Consider the following 17503-nt stretch of genomic DNA (forward strand, 5'->3'; position numbering starts at 1 on the left):
CACCACCGGCCGCGACCGCCGCTGCGGCTGGTTCGACGCCCCGATCGCGCGGTACGCGACGCGGGTCAACGGTCTGACCCACGTCGCAGCCGCTCAGCAGTTCGGCCAGGGGCCCCACGCGCGACCCGGGCCAGCCGGCGGCGCGCCCCGTGGTCAAGCGTGGTGACCCGAAGACCCGCACCTCCGCCCCGAAGACACGCACCAGCTCGGCGCCCCGCCGGGCGATGGCCCCGGAACCGACCAGCCCGGCCCGTGCGCCCGCCGGACTGCCGGTGGGCAGCTCCTCGACTGCGGTTTTCCACGCATGTCGGCGCAGGGCGTCCGTACGCCGGGAAAGCCGCGTAGCGCGTCGAGAATCAGCGCCACGGTCACCCGGCCCCCACGGACGCGTTCGCTCCGGGGTGGTGCGGATGGCGATCCCCAGGTACTCCGCCGCGGCGTGGTCGAAGGTGCCCGGCCCGGACGGGGCCCGCCCAACGAACCGCAGGCGCCGCTGGAGCCCTCGCTGCAGCCCCCGTTCAGGCTCTGGCAGGCGACGTGCACAACGCTCTCGTGGCTGACCACATTCTCCTGCCCAAGCACTGCCCGCAATGAGGACGTTTCTCTGAGACTGCGATTCTTCGCCTTGCCTGCACACCTGGCCCGTCCGGTGACCTCCTCGCCTTCTACGGCCTCTTCATCCCCCCTCGCATGTTCTGCGCAGGCCGGAGCACTCGCCTGCTTATCGTCACCGGGAGGCGTGCGGTGATGATGCCCGCGCCCTTGGCGGGCCGTCAGATCGCCCCGGTGCGCTCGGATCTGGCGGTGGTCGCGCCGCAGACGGCGGATCTGACGGTGTACTTCTACGCGTTCCTCTTCGCCCGCGGACCGAGCGCGTCGGCCCCGTCTTGGCGCAGCGGCATCAGTGCCCGCTCGAACGGGGTGATCAGGTCGTCGTGGGCGTCGCGCAGGGCGCTGGACGCGGCGTGCTCGACGGTCCGTTCCCGGTCGGGGACGATCTCCCATTCCAGCTGGTCGGGCAGTTGCTCGGCCAGATACTGGCGCAACCGGTCCACGACCACCGGCAAGCCGTTCTCACCGCGTCGCGCATGTTCGGCCGCCGGCACGCGGACCAGGCGTAGCAGGGGACGTCGTCCTCGGAAGTGTCGTCGTCGCAGCTCTACGTGATCATGTCCGGACCACGTCGCCGGCTCGGGCAATGTCACGGCGGCACCGCTTCGAAGCAGCCTCACCGCACACCGAGGTGGGAGGACAAGCTGAGCGGGGGCCGTTCCGGCGGCCGGGACGGCCGGACCGGTGCTCAGATGGCGACGATGTTCTCGAACTGCTGGTTGTCCTCGCGCCAGCCGCCGTTCCCGCCGCCCACGTCCGCCACGTCGGCGACGATGTCGATGCGGGCCAGCCACTTCACCATCTTGAACCCGAGCTGGTTCTCCAGACGCAGTCGCAGTGGGGCGCCGTACTCCACGGGGAGCGGTGCCCCGTTCATCTCGTACGCCATGAACGCGCCGGAGTCCGCCAGGAGGTCCAGCCGCACCGCCTCGTAGAACAGGCCCTCGCCCCATGACTCGGTCTGGGCCTTGTCGTCCATGCCCCAGAAGACCGCGAAGCGGGCTTCCGGCAGCGGTCGGCACCGCTGCAGCAGCTCCGCGACCGGCACGCCCCGCCAGTCCGCGATCGAGGACCAGCCCTGGATGCAGTGGTGCAGGCTGCGCCGCTGCACGGCGGGCATCGCCCGCAGTTCCTCCAGGCTGAACGCGTGAGCTTCGGTGACCAGGCCCTCGACGCGCAGCCGCCAGTCGGTGAAGTCGCCCGCGTGCCAGCGCCGGTAGTCCCCGTCGACGGGCGGGCGGCCGTTGATCCAGTGGTAGGCGGAGACCGGTGTGGTGCGTTCGTGCGGCGAAGGCGGCATGGCGCGGGTCATGCCGTGTTCCATGGGAGCGATCAGTGCCCCGAGGGCACGGCGCGTTTCCTGCGGCCGGCGCGTCGAGACGACGGTGGCCAGGACGTTGACCGCGATGACGGCCAGCACGCCGACACCCGCCAGGATCAAAGCCAGGGTGTGATCGGCCGTGGCGGAGCCGAGCACGATCTTGGCCATTTCCCGGCCCAGCCCGTGCGCCGCGACGATCACGACGTGCACCACGAGGAACACGGTGAAGACGGCCATCAGGACGAAGTGCAGGAACCGGGCCCGTTGCCGTCCGCCCAGCGCCCACACGTAGCGCGGGAACCGGGCGTCGATCGCCGGTGACATCGCCGCGCCGGTGGCGATCTGCAGCGGGGCGACGATGAAGACGATCGCGAAGTAGCTCAGCTGCTGCAGCGCGTTGTACGAGCCTCCCTCGGCCGGCGGGTCACCGGTGAGGTAACCGCCCAGCGCGCGCACCGCGTCGGGGAAGACCTCCCAACTGGTGGGCACCAGGCGGCGCCATTCGTCGGAGGCGAAGAGCAGGACCAGGTAGACGGCTCCGGTGAGGATCCAGCCCAGTACCGCCACGAAGTGCCAGTGCCGGCCCAGACCCAGACCGTGCGGCCGGCCCGGCAGGGCGATGACGGGGGACCAGGTCTCCTCCAGGTCGGCGGCGGTCCACAGTCTGCCCTCGGGCAGCTTGCGGCGGCTGAACTTCAGCACCTCGCTGCCGGGACGGCAGTCGTCGTTGAGGTACAACCGCGGTGAGGCGCTGAGGATCTGCAGTCCACTGCGGATGAGGAGCGTGAGGAACAGGAAGTTCAAAAAGTGCGTCGCCCGAAGCCAGGCGGGAAAGTCCAGCGCGTGGTTCATGACCGGTTCGTCCTTGTGTCCAGCGGGTGTCCAGCGGGTGTCCGGGTGAGTGCGACCAGCGCGGTTCTCCGCGCGGGGCTCGGCGCCTGTGCCCTGCGGCCGGGAGATCCACCGTTGCACGGCAGCCACTGTCCCGCGACCGCAGGCGCCCGTTCCCGTGACGTCTGCACCTGATGTCTCACAGCAGGAACACGAGAGCAGTGAGGGTGAACGTGAGGAAAGCGAGCGTCGGCCAGTACAGGAGCTTGGGTGCCAGGTTGTCCCGCCATTCGACCAGTGCGAGGCGTGGGCCGCGCGACAGCAGGAGGGAGTTCCACACCACGGTGATGATCATGAAGTAGAGGCAGAAGTAGAGGTAGTCGATGTACGCGATGCCGTGCGAACCGGTTTCCTGGCGCGTCGTGTTGTGGTCGACCGTCAGGACCAGCAGCAGCGCGGCCGCGAGTTCGACGACAGTCAGCCCGTCGAACCCGGCCAGAGGGTAGCGCCGTGTGTTTTTCGTGGTGACGAAGAGAGAGGCGAACACGAGGATCGCGATGAAGACCAGCGGGATGATCCTGCCGAACAGTGGTGAGACGAACTCCCGGGCCATGTGCATGTTGAAGTACAGCTCGGGAAAGGCTTCCTTCCGGTACTGCCTGCCCTGACCGAAGTTGGCCGAGTAGGGCGGGGTGTCGTAGCTGAAGGCTGTCGCCTTGACGTCCCAGTTGCCGGGAACGAAGCCGGAGTCGAGGCCGTAGGCGGCCTGAGGGCGCCATGGCGGGTAGGCCGCGAGGTCGGGCACGAGCACTGCGCGCTGCCGGAAGTCGGGGTGCCACAGGCGCAGCCATACGTCCTGCTCATCAAGGGGGTAGGTGTGGTAGTCGAAGGTCTGGCGCAGAGTCACGTGGAAGTACCAGCCGACGATCTGCTCGCCGTCGCGGCGGAAGTCGTACACCTTCTCCGGTTGGTAGGACTCGTCTGCCTCCGGCAGTACCACGCCGCGCTCCAGGTCGGCGGGGAGCGAGTCGGCGTAGCGCTGCCAGAGGTACCCGCTCACCTCGACGTCGTAGGCGCCGGTGAAGCGCAGTGCCTGGATGAACACTCCGGTGGGAACCGTGAGCATCGGAGCGCCCGCGGGCATGTGGCGGGCCAGGTACGCCTGGACCGAGTGGGGGCTGGTGGCCATGGTGCCCCGGGTCAGGGTGTGCGAGGTGTCGGCGACCTGGATGTGCCAGACGGCCGCGGTGCCGGTCAGCAGGACGGCACTGGTCCAGGCGCTGGCCAGCCACAACCGGTGGGTGGGCAGCCGGCGGATGACGGCCAGGCCGCCCAGCAGGACCAGCAGCAGGCCGAGTGCTGTGACGAGGCCGAGACGCACACTGGGATGGTCCAGGCCCAGCCCGTCAGGGTGGCGCAGGGCCACGAACAGAGCGACGGCGAACAGTAGGGCTGTGGCGAGGGCGAGGAGGTCGACGGTCCGCGCGGCCTGGTGCAGGTGCCGCTGGGTGGGGCAGTCGGGTTTGGTGGTTGTCACGGCGCGGTCCCGGTGAGTGGTTCAGCCGAAGTGGAGGACGTAGGAGAGGAGTACGGCCAGGCAGAACAGCGGGTAGTAGATGCGGGAGACATGTGCGAGCCGGTTCCACGCCCGGATGTTCCCGTGTTCGTGGAGCCACGCTCCGGCCAGGGAGATGAACACGCAGGTGCCCACCAGGAACATGAAGGCGTAGTAGGCCCATTCCAGGGCCACCGAGTAGCCGATGTCCGGCAGGGACCCGGTCACGTTGGTGAGCAGGACGGCCGCGCTGAGCATGGCGGTCACCTCCAGGGAGACGCGGGTGCTGGTGTAGCGGGGGTCGCGGGGGAAGAAGAGCGTGGCGTAGGTGACGGCGACGCTGAGCAGCAGCGGCAGTAGGTTCTTCACCAGGAACGGGCCGACGTTGCGGGACACGGTGACCTCGGCGACGTACTGGGCGAAGTGGACACCGGTCTGCCCACGGGCGAGGTCGGGGTCGCCGAGGCGGGCGGTGGAGCCGACGGCCGCCGTGTACAGGGCGAGATCGTGCACGGCCCAGTTCGGCAGGCCGTCGATGGAATCCTCCACGTCCCGGCCACTGCGCAGCGCCTCTGCGCGGTCCTGCGTGACGAGCGGGCGGTCGACCACGTAGACGACACGGGACGAGGGCTGCGTCCGGTTCTGGACGACGATCTCGAGGTGCTGCCGGTCGAATGGAAAGCGGTGGAAGTCGAGTTGCGCGCTGAAGGTGGTGACGATCTGGTAGAGGCGGTAGGTGACGCCGTCTTTCACGGACTGGCGCACAGGGGCGGGAAGCGTGAACTTGTCGTCGGCGAGGTTGGCGAAATCGACGGCCGCGGCGTCGTCGCTGCCGGTGTAGCGCAGCCAGAGGAAGAAGTCCGCCTTGAAGGTGCCCTCATGGGTGTCGAGGGCGCTGATCCGGTTGACGTTGATGCCGGTGTGGACGACCTGCTGGCGGGCGAGCACCTTGTCCCGGTAGCGCACGGCGTGGCCCGCAGCCAGTTCCTCATTGACGTCCAGCCCCTCCACGGGCCTGTACTCGGTCAGCTGAACGGGAGCCGAGACGACCCTGCCGTCCTGCACGACGCCGAGACTGACCGGCCGGTGCAGGGACCGGGTGGCGTCGAAGTAGATCCGCCCGGTCAAGCCCGGGATGCTGCGCTCCGGGGTGTTCAGCGCGGCCAGGGCGTCACGGACGTCCGTACGCTGCCGGGGCGTGACGTGGCCGTGGGGTGCCTTGGCGGCGCGCAGGGCGTGCACGGCGAGGTCGGCGGCCGCCTGCCCGGACATGGCCTTCCAGGAGGGAGGAGCGCCGTAGTGGTCGCGGTAGGCGGCTGCCCACTTCAGTCCCTCACCGGTGAGGCTGTCGGCCAGTTGCGGGGAGGCCGTGTAGAAGCGGCCGGTCATCGAGCCGGGCTCCGCTCGTTCCTGGGACGAGCCGGCCAGCGCGGAGGCGAAGCGGTCGTTGGACAGGTCGTCACCGCCGATGACGGCATTGGTCACGCCACGCGAGCGCAGGTACGCCAGGGTGCTGAGCGCAGGATCCTCGGGCATCGCCAGGATCACCGGCCCCTTGCCCTCGTCCTGGCGCACCGCCTTCAGCGCCTGCTCCAGTCGCCCGGCGAAACGGGGGCCGACGACACCGTCGAGGGGTACGGACCGGTGGACACGCCCGCCGGCCGCGAACGCCTGGCCGAAGCCTTCCGCGAGCGAGCGGCCGTAGGCGGTGGCGGCATACAGCACGGTGGCGCTGCGCGCGCGGAGCACCTCATGGGCGTACGCGGCGATGAAGCCGCCCTGGTAGGAGTTGGTGTAGGTGGCGCGGAAGCACCAGGGGTCGGCGGTGATGCCGTCGGCCGTGGCCGTCGGCGTGATGAAGGGGACGTGTGCGGCGGCGTAGACGGGCGCCGCCGACATGGCTGTCGGACTGGTGGTGTTGCCGATGACCAGCGCGACCCGTTCGTCGCGGACGATGCGCTCGGCCGCGCGCCGCGCCGCCCGCGGGTCGGCCCGGTCGTCGTACAGGAGCAGACGCACCGGGTGGCCGTGCACGCCTCCGGTGCGGTTGACCCGGTCGAGATGGAAGCGGACCCCGCGGGTGATCTCCTTGCCGCGTGGGGCGCCGGGGCCGGTGTGGCTGGTCACCAGCGCCACGTACACCGGTTCCGGGGACGGGCGCAGCAGGTGGGGCAGGACGGTCGCCGCCACCACGGTGACCGCCAGAAGGAGGAGAGCGAGGATACGGCGCTTTGCGGGTGGGCCCCACCACGGGCGCAACCCGGCTGCAGTGGTGCCGGTGGATGACCGGTCGCACCCGGGTGCCGTCTTCGGGACGCGGCCCGGGCCCTCATCGGGTTCACCGGCGTGGTCCTCGTCTGTCACCGCGCGGGGCTCCCTTCTGCGGTGGCGTGATGACGCACGGTCGGCCCGCACCGGACAGCCCGTACCTGTCGGGGGCTGTCCGGTGCGGTCGCGTGGTTTCAGGCGGGACCGGTCATGTCCGTCTGGTTGCGGAAGAGGGACAGTTTTGCCTCCTGGGCGACGAAGTACTTGTCGACCTTGTAGGCGATGGTGGCGAAGTCGAGTCGGCCGTCTCCGTTGAAGTCCCCTACCGCGATGCGCGCGGTGGAGTCGGAGGACACCCGCCATTTGGCGAAGATGCCGGCCTGGATGTCGAGCGCCTTGTAGTAGAAGACGCCCTGCCAGGGCCACGGCCCGCGCAGGGCGACGAGGAACTCGTCGTCGCCGTCGTTGTCGAAGTCCGCGCAGACGATCTGGTGACCGGGTCCTTCGCCGAGTTCGTTGGGGTCGCCGAACACGTCGAGGACGACGCGGCGCCAGGACGCCTCGTGGACCGGGGCGCCCGGTTCCTCCTTCACGTACACGGCGACAGTGTTGCCGTGGAACGGCTCGGTGGCCGCCACATAGGCGTGCGGGTCGTCACCGATACGGCCGGCACCCACGTCGCCGCTGCCTTTGAAGCCGGTCTGCTCGTACTGGGAGTGTTCACCGGAGCCAATGTGGGTGGTGGTGAACCGGCCCTCACGCTCGTCGTAGTGCAGCCAGTTCACACCCTCCTCCGAAGCAAGGAGGATCGAGTCCAGGTGTTCGCAGCCGGGCAGAGGGTTCTGCCGCTTCTCCGCGCCGTGGATCATGCGGAAGTGGCTGTCGTCCACGACGCGCTTTTCCCACGGCTTGCGCACGTCGTTGTTGGGGCTGAACAACACGACCGGAATGAGGCCGTGAACGTGCTTGGGTCCCACACAGGGCACACCCATGATCTCGGGTTTGCGGGTCTGGGTGAAGTGGCCGACCCGCAGGCGATGCATGCCCGTCTCGCGGCCGACGTAGTGACGCTCCCAGCGCACGTCGGCGTCTGATTTGCCGGTGTTCTCGATCCAGTCGATCTTGCCGCCTTCGAGGTCCGGGTCGTCGATGCGGCCTCCGGCGCCATACAGCTCGTAGCAGACGACGATGTCGGGGTGGCCGTTGCCGGAGATGTCGGCGCAGTGGGCACCGATGGGCATATGGAAGCCGTCGGCCACCAACTGCCGCTGCCAGCCGGGGTTGCGGTACCAGTAGATCTCGCCGAGGGACAGGCCGTAGCCGAACAGGTCGGGCCGGGTGTCGCCGTCGATGTCGGGTGCCTCCACCCAGTAACCGTCGTTGAGCTGGTCGGCCACGACCTCGCGGGTGAAGCGGGGGGCGCGGATGTTCAGGGGGGTGTCTGCGGCCATGGGGTGCCTTCCGTCGGTGGTGGGGCGGGTCAGCCCAGGGCCTGGGCGAGGTAGGCGTGAGCGGTCTGGGCGTGGTAGAGCGGCGGGTGTCCGCCCAGGGGGTCCTGCTCGGCCTCCACGACCAGCCAGCCGTGGTAGGAGTCGCCCGGGCGCAGTGTCTTGAGGAGCGTGTCGAAGTCGATTTCGCCGTCGGTGTCGCCGGGGACGGTGAAGATGCCCGACTCGATGTACTCGCGGAAGCTGCCGGCCGCCAGGGTGCGGTCGGCGCGCACGCTGCCGCGGACGTTCTTCAGGTGCACGTGGGCGATGCGGTCGCGGTGGCGTTCGATGACTGCGGTGACGTCGGCGCCGGCCCAGGTGAGGTGACCGGTGTCCAGCAGCAGGCTGACCCGCTTGGGATCGGTGTGTGCCATGAGCCGGTCGACGTCCTGTTCGCTCTGCACGCCGGTGCCCATGTGCGGGTGGTAGGCCAGGGTGAAGCCCTGGCTGGCGGTGATCTTCCCGATCTCGTTCAGCCCGCGGCACAGGTCGTCCCACTGTTCGTCGGTGAACTCCGGCTTGTTGCTGCGCAGGCTCAGCGACTGGAGGTGGACGGAGTGGCCGAACTCGGCGACGCCGATGGTGGTGGTCTTCACCGGCGGGTCCCCGGCGTTGAACTCCTTCAGGAACTCCAGCACCTTCAGCAGGTCGCGGGCGGTGCGTTCGGCGCCGTCGGGCACGGTGAAGAACGTGCTCACCCAGGGTTCGCTCACGCTGAGGTCGCGCAGGTGCATGGCTGCGATCAGCGCGTCGACGTCGGTGGTGAAGTTGTGGCCGATGCTGCATCCGTCGAAGCCCGCGAGTGCGATCTCGCTGAGGCACTGCTCCATCGGGATGTCGTGTCCGATCAGCGGGAAGTCGTCGTTGGTCCAGCAGGTGGGCGTGATGCCCAGGTGGATGCCGTCCGGGCGGGGGGTGGTGTGTTCCCTCATGTGGCGGTCCTGCGTTTCTGGTGGAGGAGGGTGTGGTCAGTGGCCGGGGTGGCCGCTGATGATGGTCTTGGCCGCGTGCACGGCCATGGCGACGCTGGTGAGGGTGGGGTTGGAGGCGTTGCCGAAGGGGTGCAGGCCGTTGCCGCCGAGGTAGAGGTTGTCGATGTTCCACACCTTGGAGTACTCGTCGACGACGCTGTCCAGCTCGCTGACTCCCATGCGGGTGGTACCGGCGATGTGCAGCGGCAGACCGGGGGTGAGGAAGACCGGTTCGGAGCCGGGCATGAACCCGCCGAGCGCGGTGGCGGTGCGCAGCATGTGCTCGTTCATGCGGTCGGTCGCCTTCCGTTCGGCCTCGTCGAGGCGGAAGTGGAAGGTGGGCTGCGGCAGGTCGAAGGTGTCGCGGATCTTCCGGGAGAAGGTGAGCTTGTTCTCCGGACGCGGCCGGGAGATGCCGAACCAGCGCAGGTCCACGATGAGGCGGGGGTCGACGTTGGGCGGCACCGCGCCGTAGGTGAAGGCGTCGCGGTGGACCTGGCAGTGCCAGGGCCGCTGTTCGGTCACCAGCAGCGCCAGGTTCGGGTCGCGCTCGGCGGGCGGGAAGGGCACGGGGTCGGCGGTCTTGTCGCCGCCGTGGAGCCGTTTGAGCTGGGCGGTGCGGTAGTCGGCGACGCGGTCGGCAGCGGCCGCGGCCCGCTTGTTCTCGTCCTGGTCGGTGCCGCAGGTCTCGCGCAGGGTGGCCTCGATGCCGTCCATGTGATCCTGCTGGAGCACCACCTGGCAGAAGGACATGGGCTGCTCGGTCAGGTAACGGCCGAGTGCGGGCAGGGTGACGCCGGAGTTGAACAGCAGCTGCGGTGTCGGCACGGCGCCGCAGGCCACGATGTAGTTGCGGGCGCGCAGGCGGATGTCCTGGCGCAGATCGCGCAGGTTGCGCACGACGGCGTACTCGACCTTCTGTCGCCGGCCCGCACCGGTGATCTCCAGCCGCAGGCACTGGTGCTCGGCCAGCAGCGTGAACGAGCCGGTCGGCGGCCGGTGCTGCGGTTCCGCGAGGTCACCGAGGACGGTGTCGGACGCAGCCCACTCGACGGCGGACGTCCGCTCGGCGTCGACGCGTTCGCGCACCGCGAGCGGCAGTTCGGTGACGTCGTCGAACTCCTGCCCCGACCGCTGCAGCAGCCGCTTGACCAGCAGGTGCCGGGCAGAGGAGGCGAAAACCGAGGTGCGCCGGTCGAGCAGGGTCTCGGCCTCGTCGTACAGTTCGTCCATCTTCTTGTCGTCGATGGGGTATTCCTCGTCGCCGTTGCGCCGTTCGACCTGGGCGTGGAAGCGGGGCACCGCGCATGTCCAGTGCGTTGCCATGCCGCCCACCGCGTACGTCGCCGCGGCGGCGGGGAGGTTGATGTGCTTCTTCTGCTCCGGGTTCTGGTTGCGCATCGAGAAGCCGGCGTACTTGTCCGGATCGTAGGAGAACGCCGAGGGGTCCAGGGTGAGGGCCGGCTCCTTGTTGGTCGCGGTCGACAGGGGCAGCAGGTGGCCCTTGATGACGGAGACGAACAGGTCGATGTTCTTCTGGTACAGGTAGCTGTTCTTGAGGTGTTCGCCGTAGCGCGGGGACAGCTGGGCGCCGGCGTCGATCATCAGAACATGCTGGCCTGCGTCGACCAGTTTGCGGGCGAAGGTGCAGCCGACTGGGCCGCTGCCGATGATCAGGGCGTCGTACTCGGTGGTGAGCACGTCGTTGTCGGTCATGGGAGTCCTTTCACGGTCAGGTGAGCAGGGAAGTCGCGGTCCGGCGGAAGAGGCTCAACTGCCCAGCCTGCTGCCTTGGCCGTCGGTGTTGACGCGTACGCCCGAGCGGGCGGACTGGCCGTCGACGGAGGTGATGTCGCTGGAGCCGCTCAGCCACAGCGCGGTGTTGACGAGGCCGACCATGCTGAACGCCTGTGGGGTGTTGCCGAGGTGACGGCCGGTGACGGGGTCGTACTCCTCGCTGAGCAGGCCCACGTCGTTGCGCAGGTCCAGCAGCCTCTCGAACAGCTCCAGCGCCTCACGGCCACGGCCCGTGCCGTGCAGGGCGTCGGCCAGCCAGAAGGTGCAGACCAGGAAGGTCGCCTCGGAGCCCGGCAGGCCGTCCACACCGCCGTCGGCTTCGGGCCGGTAGCGCAGCAGGAAGCCGTCCTCGCTCAGCTCACGCCGCACGGTGTCGACGGTGCCGCGCACGCGCGGGTCGTCCCAGGGCAGGAAACCGACGCGGGGCAGCAGAAGCAGGGCCGCGTCCACGCCCTTCGATCCGTAGAACTGAGTGAACGTGTTGCGTTCGGCGTCGTAGCCCTTGGCGCAGATTTCGGCGTGCAGGCGGTCGCGCAGGTCCTCCCAGCGGTCCAGCGGACCCCAGCGGCCGTGGTGCAGCACCGAACGCACGGCCCGGTCCAGCCCGGCCCACGCCATCACCTTGGAGTGCACGAAGTGACGTGAGTCGCCGCGGACTTCCCACAGGCTGGCGTCCGGCTCACGCCAGTTGCCCTCCAGGAAGTCCAGCAGAGCCGTCTGGACGTTCCACGCGGCGTCGTTGGCGGGCAGCCCCGCCTCGCGGGCCACGTAGAAACATTCCAGGACCTCGCCCCACACATCCAGCTGGAACTGCCCGGCGGCTGCGTTGCCGACCAGGACGGGGCGCGAGTTCTCGTATCCGTTCAGCCAGTCCAGTTCGTACTCGGGCAGCCGCCAGGTCCCGTCCAGCCCGTACATGATCTGCAGGTCGGCGGGGTTACCGGCGACCGCCCGCAGCAGCCACTCGCGCCAGGCCGACGCCTCTTCCAGGTAACCGGTGCCGATCAGCGCCTGCAGGGTGAAGGTGGCATCGCGCAGCCAGCAGAATCGGTAGTCCCAGTTCCGTGGACCGCCGATCTGCTCGGGCAGCGCGGTGGTGGCAGCTGCGAGGATTCCCCCGGTGGGCTGGTAGGTCAGGCCCTTGAGGGTGAGCAGGGAGCGCCGTACCGGGTCGCTCCATTTCCCCTGGTAGGTGCAGCGGCTCATCCAGCTTCGCCAGAACCGCTCGGTGTCCGCCACAGCCGGCCCGGCATCGACGGGCTTGGGGCGGCTGGCCAGGTGCGAGGGCTTGTGGGTGAGTACGAACGGGACCTGCTGGCCGGCTTCGACGGTGAACTCCGCCCGCGTCGACATGTTCTCGCCGTACACCTTCACCGGGGTGTGCAGCCAGAAGGCATCGGGGCCGGCCACGGCTCGCAGGCCGCCGCCGGTGTGGGTCACCCAGGGGATGATCCGCCCGTAATCGGGGCGCAGCCGCAGATCCATCCGCATCGTGACGCGCCCGCTCAGGCCCTCCACGATGCGCACGATGTCCGCCGCCTCTCCGCGCAAGGGCATGCAGTCCACGACGCGGACGCTGCCCTCAGCGGTGTGCCACTCGCTCTCCAGGATCAGGGTGTCCTCCCGGTAGCGGCGGCGCGTCGCGGGCCCGGCGCCCGCCGGCGCCAGCAGCCACCGGCCGGCACTGTCGTCGTGCAACAGAGCGGCGAAGCACGCCGGCGAGTCGAACCGGGGCAGACAGAGCCAGTCGATCGATCCGTCACGGCCCACCAACGCCCCGGAGTGCAGATCACCGATGAAGGCATAGTCCTCGATGGCACCAGCCATTGCGTCACTCCCTCACCCGGTGCGGGCACACCGCTGCGCCCGGACCGCGTCTGGCGAACGGCCTGGACCGACGTGCACCACCACCGGAGCAGACACACCGCGCCCAGGCGGGCTTCCGGCCCCGTGGGCACTTTTCAGGCACCCCGGACACCGGGTCGGCGCGTCACACGGATGGATGTCGCCCGGCACGCGCACGACAGTGCGCGCCGAGTCTCCGCCGAACAGGTGCGGTTGAGCCTTGGAGTCTCCGAGGCGGCGCGCAGGCGTCAGCGGACCGTTCTGCGGAGCACGGGCTGTTGCGTCCTCAACCCTCGCAGCGGGGTCTTGAGATGCGGCAGCAGTCTTTCGTGTCCGGCTGAGCGGCACTTCCAACTTCGCATAAGTCATCGACACGCACCATTCGGGATATGCCATCGGCACGGCTTGCCCGGAAGGTTGCCTTTTGAAGTGCTGCACCGGCCAAGGGGGCCCGTTCCGCTTCGACGGGCACCATCGATGGGGTGGTCGGGCTGCGAGTGCGGTCCCGTAGCCGACGGGACCGCGGTAGCCGAGGCTGCGCTGCAGACGGCACAAGTGGTACCGGCTCTCGATACAGCTCGACGTCCGGGACCAGGCCGGTGGGAAGCTGCCCGGCCGCCGCGCGGACCGGTCCCGAAACCGTGGTAGCCCGCGTCGTGGCCGCAGCACGCCGGTTCACAGCATTTCGAAATCCTCGAAGTCGAAGCCCGGAGCGACGACGCACGACACCAGGACCGGCTCGTCGCCTTGTGGCTCCGCGGTCTGCCAGACGCCGGCCGGCACCAGGACCTGAGGCTGCTCCCCGTACTCGACACCCGGCCCCAGAACCGAAGTGGCCGTCGCCCCGGGCGCGTCCCCGCTCCCGCCGAGCCGAATCGTCAGCGGCCCGCCCCGGTGCCACAGCCACAGCTCCTCGGAACGCACCCGGTGCCAGCGTGAGACCTCACCCGGGTGAAGAAGGAAGTAGATGCCGGTCGCGAACGGACGCGTCCCTGCGTACCCGTCCGGTACCGCTTGCGGCCCGGTCCTCCAGGTACGGCGAAACCAGCCGCCCTCGGCGTGCGGCTCGAGTCCCAGGCGTGCGACCAACTCGGAAGTCCTCGACGCGTCACCGCCCACCGGCGCATCGAACTCGTCAGTCATGGGTCGTCCGGGGCGGCAGATCGATCTGCGCTCGTAGATATGCGAGGCCCGAGGTTCCAGCCGTGCCGGCCTGGTCACCGATCATCCGCTCGACGAGCAGCAGGTGCCTGGTCCGCCACCGGGTCACCGCGGCGCGAAGCGCCCCCAGCTCGTCTGCCGGCTCTCGCTCGCCCGCCTCGTTGACCCCGGGCGTCATGCCGGGGTCCGTGGTGGAGGTGAGGAGCCAGTCCGGTGCGGTGATCTGCTGGAACAGTTCGATGAACTGACGTGACTGTGCCCCGCTCGCACTGTCCAGCAGCGGCCGGAACGAGGCGAAGCTTTCAGGGGTCAGGTGGTCCAGAAGTGCGAGGTGATCTTCGAGTAGGCAGATCACCGCCGTGACACGGCGCAGGGCGGTGACGGCGGTGGGGCCGTGACCGGTGCGTGCGTGTGGTGACGCCCTTCTCAGGTCCACCAACGCCTGGCTCACCAGCAACTCGGCGGACTGGTGCACGGTGATGAAAAAGTGCTCGTCCGCCCACTGTGCCGACTGGTCATCAGGGGATCGGGGTTGCTGAAGGCCCAGGAGATCGGGGAGTTGCAGATAACAGGCGTAGGGCGTCTCCATGGGGACTCCGCCTCGGTTCGTGATGTCGGCCGGTTCAGCGGGGCGCGGCCAGCACCCGCTGTGTTGCTGGGCTGCGGCGGTGACGCCGACGCCCATCCCGATGATGACCGCTGACAACGAGCGTGTGTCACGTCTCGGCTCGAGACGCCTGGGCATCACCCGACCGGCCCTCTTGTCCTCATTCGCGGAGCGCACCACGTGCTAAGGACGCAAGAAGATCACCCGCATCATGCGCACGATCGGCCGGGCCGGACTGCGGCTGCGCAGGGAGCACCGCACCACCGTCGCGGACCCGGCCGCCGCGGAGGCGGCCGACCTCATCGGCCGCGACTTCATCGCCGCAGCGGTGAACACGAAGTTCATCGGCGATCTCACTTGTCCCCCGCCGGCCGGCGGGAAGTTCCTGTACCCGGCCACGGTCATCGACCTTGCCTCCCGGCGCCTGGTCGGCTGGGCGATCGCCGAGCACATGCGCACCGGCCTCGTCACCGACGCCCTGGCCGCCGCGGAACGGTGCCGCGGCGGCCTTGCCGGTGCCGTCATGCACACCGGCCACTTGAATCCACCGGGGGCCGGGCGGGGTGGTCGTGGCCGTACACACGGCCGCGCGGCAGCTGCTCGTCCTCCGCCGTCCATGCCTCCCAGCCGCCACCGACCACACGGGCTTGCCCAGGATCGCCTTGGGCTCACCCGCGCCGCCGGGCGGCGGCTTGCCCTGGTCAGGAACGGAGACGCGAGAGCCAGCCGCCGGGCTTCTGCTCGGGCGTCTGGCCCTGCTCCTGGCGCTCACGGCCGGCTTGCCGGTCGGCTGCGACGGCCTGGTCCTCGCAACGAGTCGCACAGGATCGAAGCGCGGCAGGACCATCGGCGGCGCGGGCGTTACCGACGGCGACATGCTGTCCATGGCCCTCCACCTGCGCGACCAGGGGATGAGCCCGCGCGACATCGCCAAGCGCCTCGTCATCACCACGGGCGCGAAGAAGGGTCAGCACCCCTCACCGCCACCGTCATGCGCATGCTGCGCGAGCACGACGAGCAGGCCGCCGCCACGGTGAGTACGTGATCACCCCCGCTACTTTGCGGCTGGTGTCTGGGCCAGGACTCCGGGGCCGACGAAGGACGTCACGGCGTCTGAGGTGGCCGCGCCCGTACGGGCCTTCGTCGACACGACGCTCGCCGCGCAGGAGGGCCGGCCTCCTCCCGGCGCCGCCACGGGCGCGGGGACCCGTGCGGAGTACGTGGAGCGGACGGTCTTCATCACCTTGCACAGCAGCACGATCGTGCAGTTCGCCTTCTCCGCGTGGATGAACCGGCATATCGCGCTCACCGGTCGCTCTCCTTCGCGAAGAAGGCGGTCGCTTTTTTTCAGGATCTCGATCGTCTTCGCCCGCACGGCGGCCAGCTTCCGCAGCCGCCTCAGCTCCTCGTCCCGGTCGTCGACCGCCTGCCCCGCCCGCGCGGCTCCAGGTCCCGATCCGGTGTCCTGGGCGGCCCGGGCCTTCTTCCCCCCAGCCCCGCAGCGACTCCGAACCGACCCCGAGCCCCAGGGCGGCCTCGGTCGCCGTCCGGTCCGACGACCGCACGAGCCCGATCGCGTCCCGCTTGCACTCGTCCGAGTACCGATTCGTGTACTTGCGTCCCACCTGGCACTACTTCCTCTGGAACCTCAGATCCCAGTCTCCAGGTGACCACGATCACGATCACGATCACGGGGAAGCTTCACTCCTGAGGTGGGAAAAGGGCAAGAGCATGACACACTCAACCGGTACGTCGGTGACCAGTGCCCGCCGCGGTCGCTAAGGAGCCTGACGACGCGCTACTGCGCCGCATGCTCATCCAACTGCCCCCGGGCACGCCGATATCTTCGGACCGGAACGGACCCCGTGCAGCGCCTGCCGCTTCACCACGCGGGTATCGCGTCCAAGCAAACCAATGTGGCTAGGAGCTCGTAATGGCGCGGACAGTCCTGCGTGACAAGACCGCTAAGGAACCCGGGGACGAGGGTCCCGGAAAACCTCCCCTGTCTGTGCTCGGCCGAGTACTGGCCATGCTGCTGGCCTTCGTGGCGATGGTGGGATTCGCGGTGGTGCTGGCCCGGCTGACGCTGGAACCCTCGGCGGCATCCGTGCCGTTGACGCACAGTAATCTGCGCCCCGGTGACTCCATCCGTGCCTATCTCGCCCAGCCCGCGTCCCTTGACACGGTCAAGCAGCTCGGCGGCAATATCGTGATGGGTGTGCCGTTCGGTGTGCTGCTGCCGGTGCTGGTGCCCCGAACGCGAGGGCTGGTCCGGGTAGCGGTGGTCACCGCTCTCGTGATGCTCCTCGTGGAACTCGTCCAAGGAGCCTTGATCATCGGGCGTACCTTCGACATCGATGACGTTCTGCTCAACACCACAGGTGCTCTTCTGGGTTACCTGCTGATCGGCCTCCGGTTGGGCCGTGCCGTGCATCCCCGGCGCCGCCACTGGTGGCACCGATTCACCAAGCGCCCGGTGCCTGCCACGGATCCGGCACAACCGATCGTGTGAGAACGATCCAGGGCCCGCTGTCCTTGGGCAGCTGGTAAGCGCGGCGCCGCACATCGGAGGCGATGGCGCGGGCGTGGCCGGTCAGCTGGGGGCCGATCTGCTCGTAGTCGCGGGTTGTCAGCGCGTCCGGGCCGGTCCACGCGAGACCGGCCGCGACGAGGCACTCGTACGGTTCGCGGTCCAGCGGGAGCACCGCCTCGATCAGTCCGCCAGGGTCGTACAGAACGGTGTGCGCGCTGGTGTGCAGGGCGGACCTCACTGCCGGGGCTTGGTTGCGTGAGTGGCTGACGGTCGCCACCGGGGCATTCGTTGCTGATGCCCTTGTCGGCCTGATTCTCGTTTTGGCGTGCGAGGAACCGGGCGAAGCCCCGGTCCGCGCGGGCCCACCAGGTCCGGGGAGGGAACGCCGCAGACGGACGACTGGAGGCCGCAGGCCCCCCGGCCCGGGGGCGGTGGTGCCGGTGTGCGCGCGTATGCGGCCCGCCTCTCCGGCTGGTGGTCCGTCGGTGGCTTCGACGCTACGCAGCGTTGGG

13 protein-coding genes and 3 pseudogenes are annotated in these 17503 nt (G+C 69.3%); 4 read left to right on the forward strand and 12 right to left on the reverse strand.

Annotation, left to right across the window (positions count from 1 at the left end):
• Positions 1–79, forward strand: a pseudogene (locus tag ACWDZ4_RS12495) (adenylosuccinate synthetase); the annotation flags it as partial.
• A gap of 763 nt (positions 80–842) precedes the next feature.
• On the opposite strand, the gene ACWDZ4_RS12500 reads toward ACWDZ4_RS12495, so the two are convergent.
• The 10 genes from ACWDZ4_RS12500 to ACWDZ4_RS12545 form a co-directional block, all read right to left on the reverse strand.
• The gene (locus ACWDZ4_RS12500) at positions 843–1067 is read right to left on the reverse strand and encodes a hypothetical protein (protein WP_451508367.1); all 225 of its coding nucleotides are present in this window, start codon (positions 1065–1067) and stop codon (positions 843–845) included.
• 233 nt (positions 1068–1300) lie between these two features.
• On the reverse strand, positions 1301–2785 hold the full coding sequence (locus tag ACWDZ4_RS12505; RefSeq protein WP_451508368.1) for a molybdopterin-dependent oxidoreductase: 1485 nt from the start codon (positions 2783–2785) through the stop codon (positions 1301–1303).
• Positions 2786–2963: 178 nt separating this feature from the next.
• Positions 2964–4301, reverse strand: a complete 1338-nt coding sequence (locus ACWDZ4_RS12510) for a hypothetical protein (protein WP_451508369.1) — start codon at positions 4299–4301, stop codon at positions 2964–2966.
• A 21-nt stretch (positions 4302–4322) separates the two neighbouring features.
• Complete coding sequence (locus ACWDZ4_RS12515; protein ID WP_451508370.1) at positions 4323–6509, reverse strand: ABC transporter substrate-binding protein; 2187 nt, start codon at positions 6507–6509, stop codon at positions 4323–4325.
• 272 nt (positions 6510–6781) lie between these two features.
• The gene (locus ACWDZ4_RS12520; RefSeq protein WP_451508371.1) at positions 6782–8038 is read right to left on the reverse strand and encodes an FG-GAP repeat domain-containing protein; all 1257 of its coding nucleotides are present in this window, start codon (positions 8036–8038) and stop codon (positions 6782–6784) included.
• 29 nt (positions 8039–8067) lie between these two features.
• Positions 8068–9009, reverse strand: a complete 942-nt coding sequence (gene iolE, locus ACWDZ4_RS12525; protein WP_451508372.1) for a myo-inosose-2 dehydratase — start codon at positions 9007–9009, stop codon at positions 8068–8070.
• 36 nt (positions 9010–9045) lie between these two features.
• Complete coding sequence (locus tag ACWDZ4_RS12530; protein WP_451508373.1) at positions 9046–10764, reverse strand: pyranose oxidase; 1719 nt, start codon at positions 10762–10764, stop codon at positions 9046–9048.
• Positions 10765–10818: 54 nt separating this feature from the next.
• Complete coding sequence (locus ACWDZ4_RS12535) at positions 10819–12672, reverse strand: glycoside hydrolase family 15 protein (RefSeq protein WP_451508374.1); 1854 nt, start codon at positions 12670–12672, stop codon at positions 10819–10821.
• Between the two features lie 693 nt (positions 12673–13365).
• Positions 13366–13833, reverse strand: a complete 468-nt coding sequence (locus tag ACWDZ4_RS12540) for a cupin domain-containing protein (protein ID WP_451508375.1) — start codon at positions 13831–13833, stop codon at positions 13366–13368.
• On the reverse strand, positions 13826–14440 hold the full coding sequence (locus ACWDZ4_RS12545) for a tryptophan 2,3-dioxygenase family protein (protein ID WP_451508376.1): 615 nt from the start codon (positions 14438–14440) through the stop codon (positions 13826–13828). Before ACWDZ4_RS12545 ends, ACWDZ4_RS12540 begins: the two co-directional genes overlap by 8 nt.
• Positions 14441–14669: 229 nt before the next feature.
• On the opposite strand from ACWDZ4_RS12545, the pseudogene ACWDZ4_RS12550 reads away from it, so the two are divergent.
• Together ACWDZ4_RS12550 and ACWDZ4_RS12555 are read left to right on the forward strand one after the other, a co-directional pair.
• Positions 14670–14978: pseudogene (locus ACWDZ4_RS12550) on the forward strand (DDE-type integrase/transposase/recombinase); the annotation flags it as partial.
• Between the two features lie 172 nt (positions 14979–15150).
• Positions 15151–15495, forward strand: a complete 345-nt coding sequence (locus ACWDZ4_RS12555) for a hypothetical protein (protein WP_451508508.1) — start codon at positions 15151–15153, stop codon at positions 15493–15495.
• Positions 15496–15512: 17 nt separating this feature from the next.
• Here the strand turns inward: ACWDZ4_RS12555 and ACWDZ4_RS12560 are convergent, their stop codons facing one another.
• The gene (locus ACWDZ4_RS12560) at positions 15513–15767 is read right to left on the reverse strand and encodes a hypothetical protein (RefSeq protein WP_451508377.1); all 255 of its coding nucleotides are present in this window, start codon (positions 15765–15767) and stop codon (positions 15513–15515) included.
• Positions 15768–16487: 720 nt separating this feature from the next.
• Between ACWDZ4_RS12560 and ACWDZ4_RS12565 the strand changes: the two genes are divergently transcribed.
• Positions 16488–16970, forward strand: a complete 483-nt coding sequence (locus ACWDZ4_RS12565; protein WP_451508378.1) for a VanZ family protein — start codon at positions 16488–16490, stop codon at positions 16968–16970.
• A gap of 10 nt (positions 16971–16980) precedes the next feature.
• Here the strand turns inward: ACWDZ4_RS12565 and ACWDZ4_RS12570 are convergent.
• Positions 16981–17217, reverse strand: a pseudogene (locus ACWDZ4_RS12570) (restriction endonuclease); the annotation flags it as partial.
• Positions 17218–17503 lie beyond the last annotated feature (286 nt).

This window comes from Streptomyces sp. NPDC003016 (genome assembly GCF_053591455.1).

Excerpts from the sequence above, each read along its gene's own strand:
- ACWDZ4_RS12505 (WP_451508368.1), bottom strand. The coding sequence starts at position 2,785 with ATGAACCACGCGCTGGACTTTCCCGCCTGGCTTCGGGCGACGCACTTT.
- ACWDZ4_RS12520 (WP_451508371.1), bottom strand. The coding sequence starts at position 8,038 with ATGGCCGCAGACACCCCCCTGAACATCCGCGCCCCCCGCTTCACCCGC.
- iolE (WP_451508372.1), bottom strand. The coding sequence starts at position 9,009 with ATGAGGGAACACACCACCCCCCGCCCGGACGGCATCCACCTGGGCATC.
- ACWDZ4_RS12530 (WP_451508373.1), bottom strand. The coding sequence starts at position 10,764 with ATGACCGACAACGACGTGCTCACCACCGAGTACGACGCCCTGATCATC.
- ACWDZ4_RS12535 (WP_451508374.1), bottom strand. The coding sequence starts at position 12,672 with ATGGCTGGTGCCATCGAGGACTATGCCTTCATCGGTGATCTGCACTCC.
- ACWDZ4_RS12540 (WP_451508375.1), bottom strand. The coding sequence starts at position 13,833 with ATGACTGACGAGTTCGATGCGCCGGTGGGCGGTGACGCGTCGAGGACT.
- ACWDZ4_RS12545 (WP_451508376.1), bottom strand. The coding sequence starts at position 14,440 with ATGGAGACGCCCTACGCCTGTTATCTGCAACTCCCCGATCTCCTGGGC.
- ACWDZ4_RS12565 (WP_451508378.1), top strand. The coding sequence starts at position 16,488 with ATGCTGCTGGCCTTCGTGGCGATGGTGGGATTCGCGGTGGTGCTGGCC.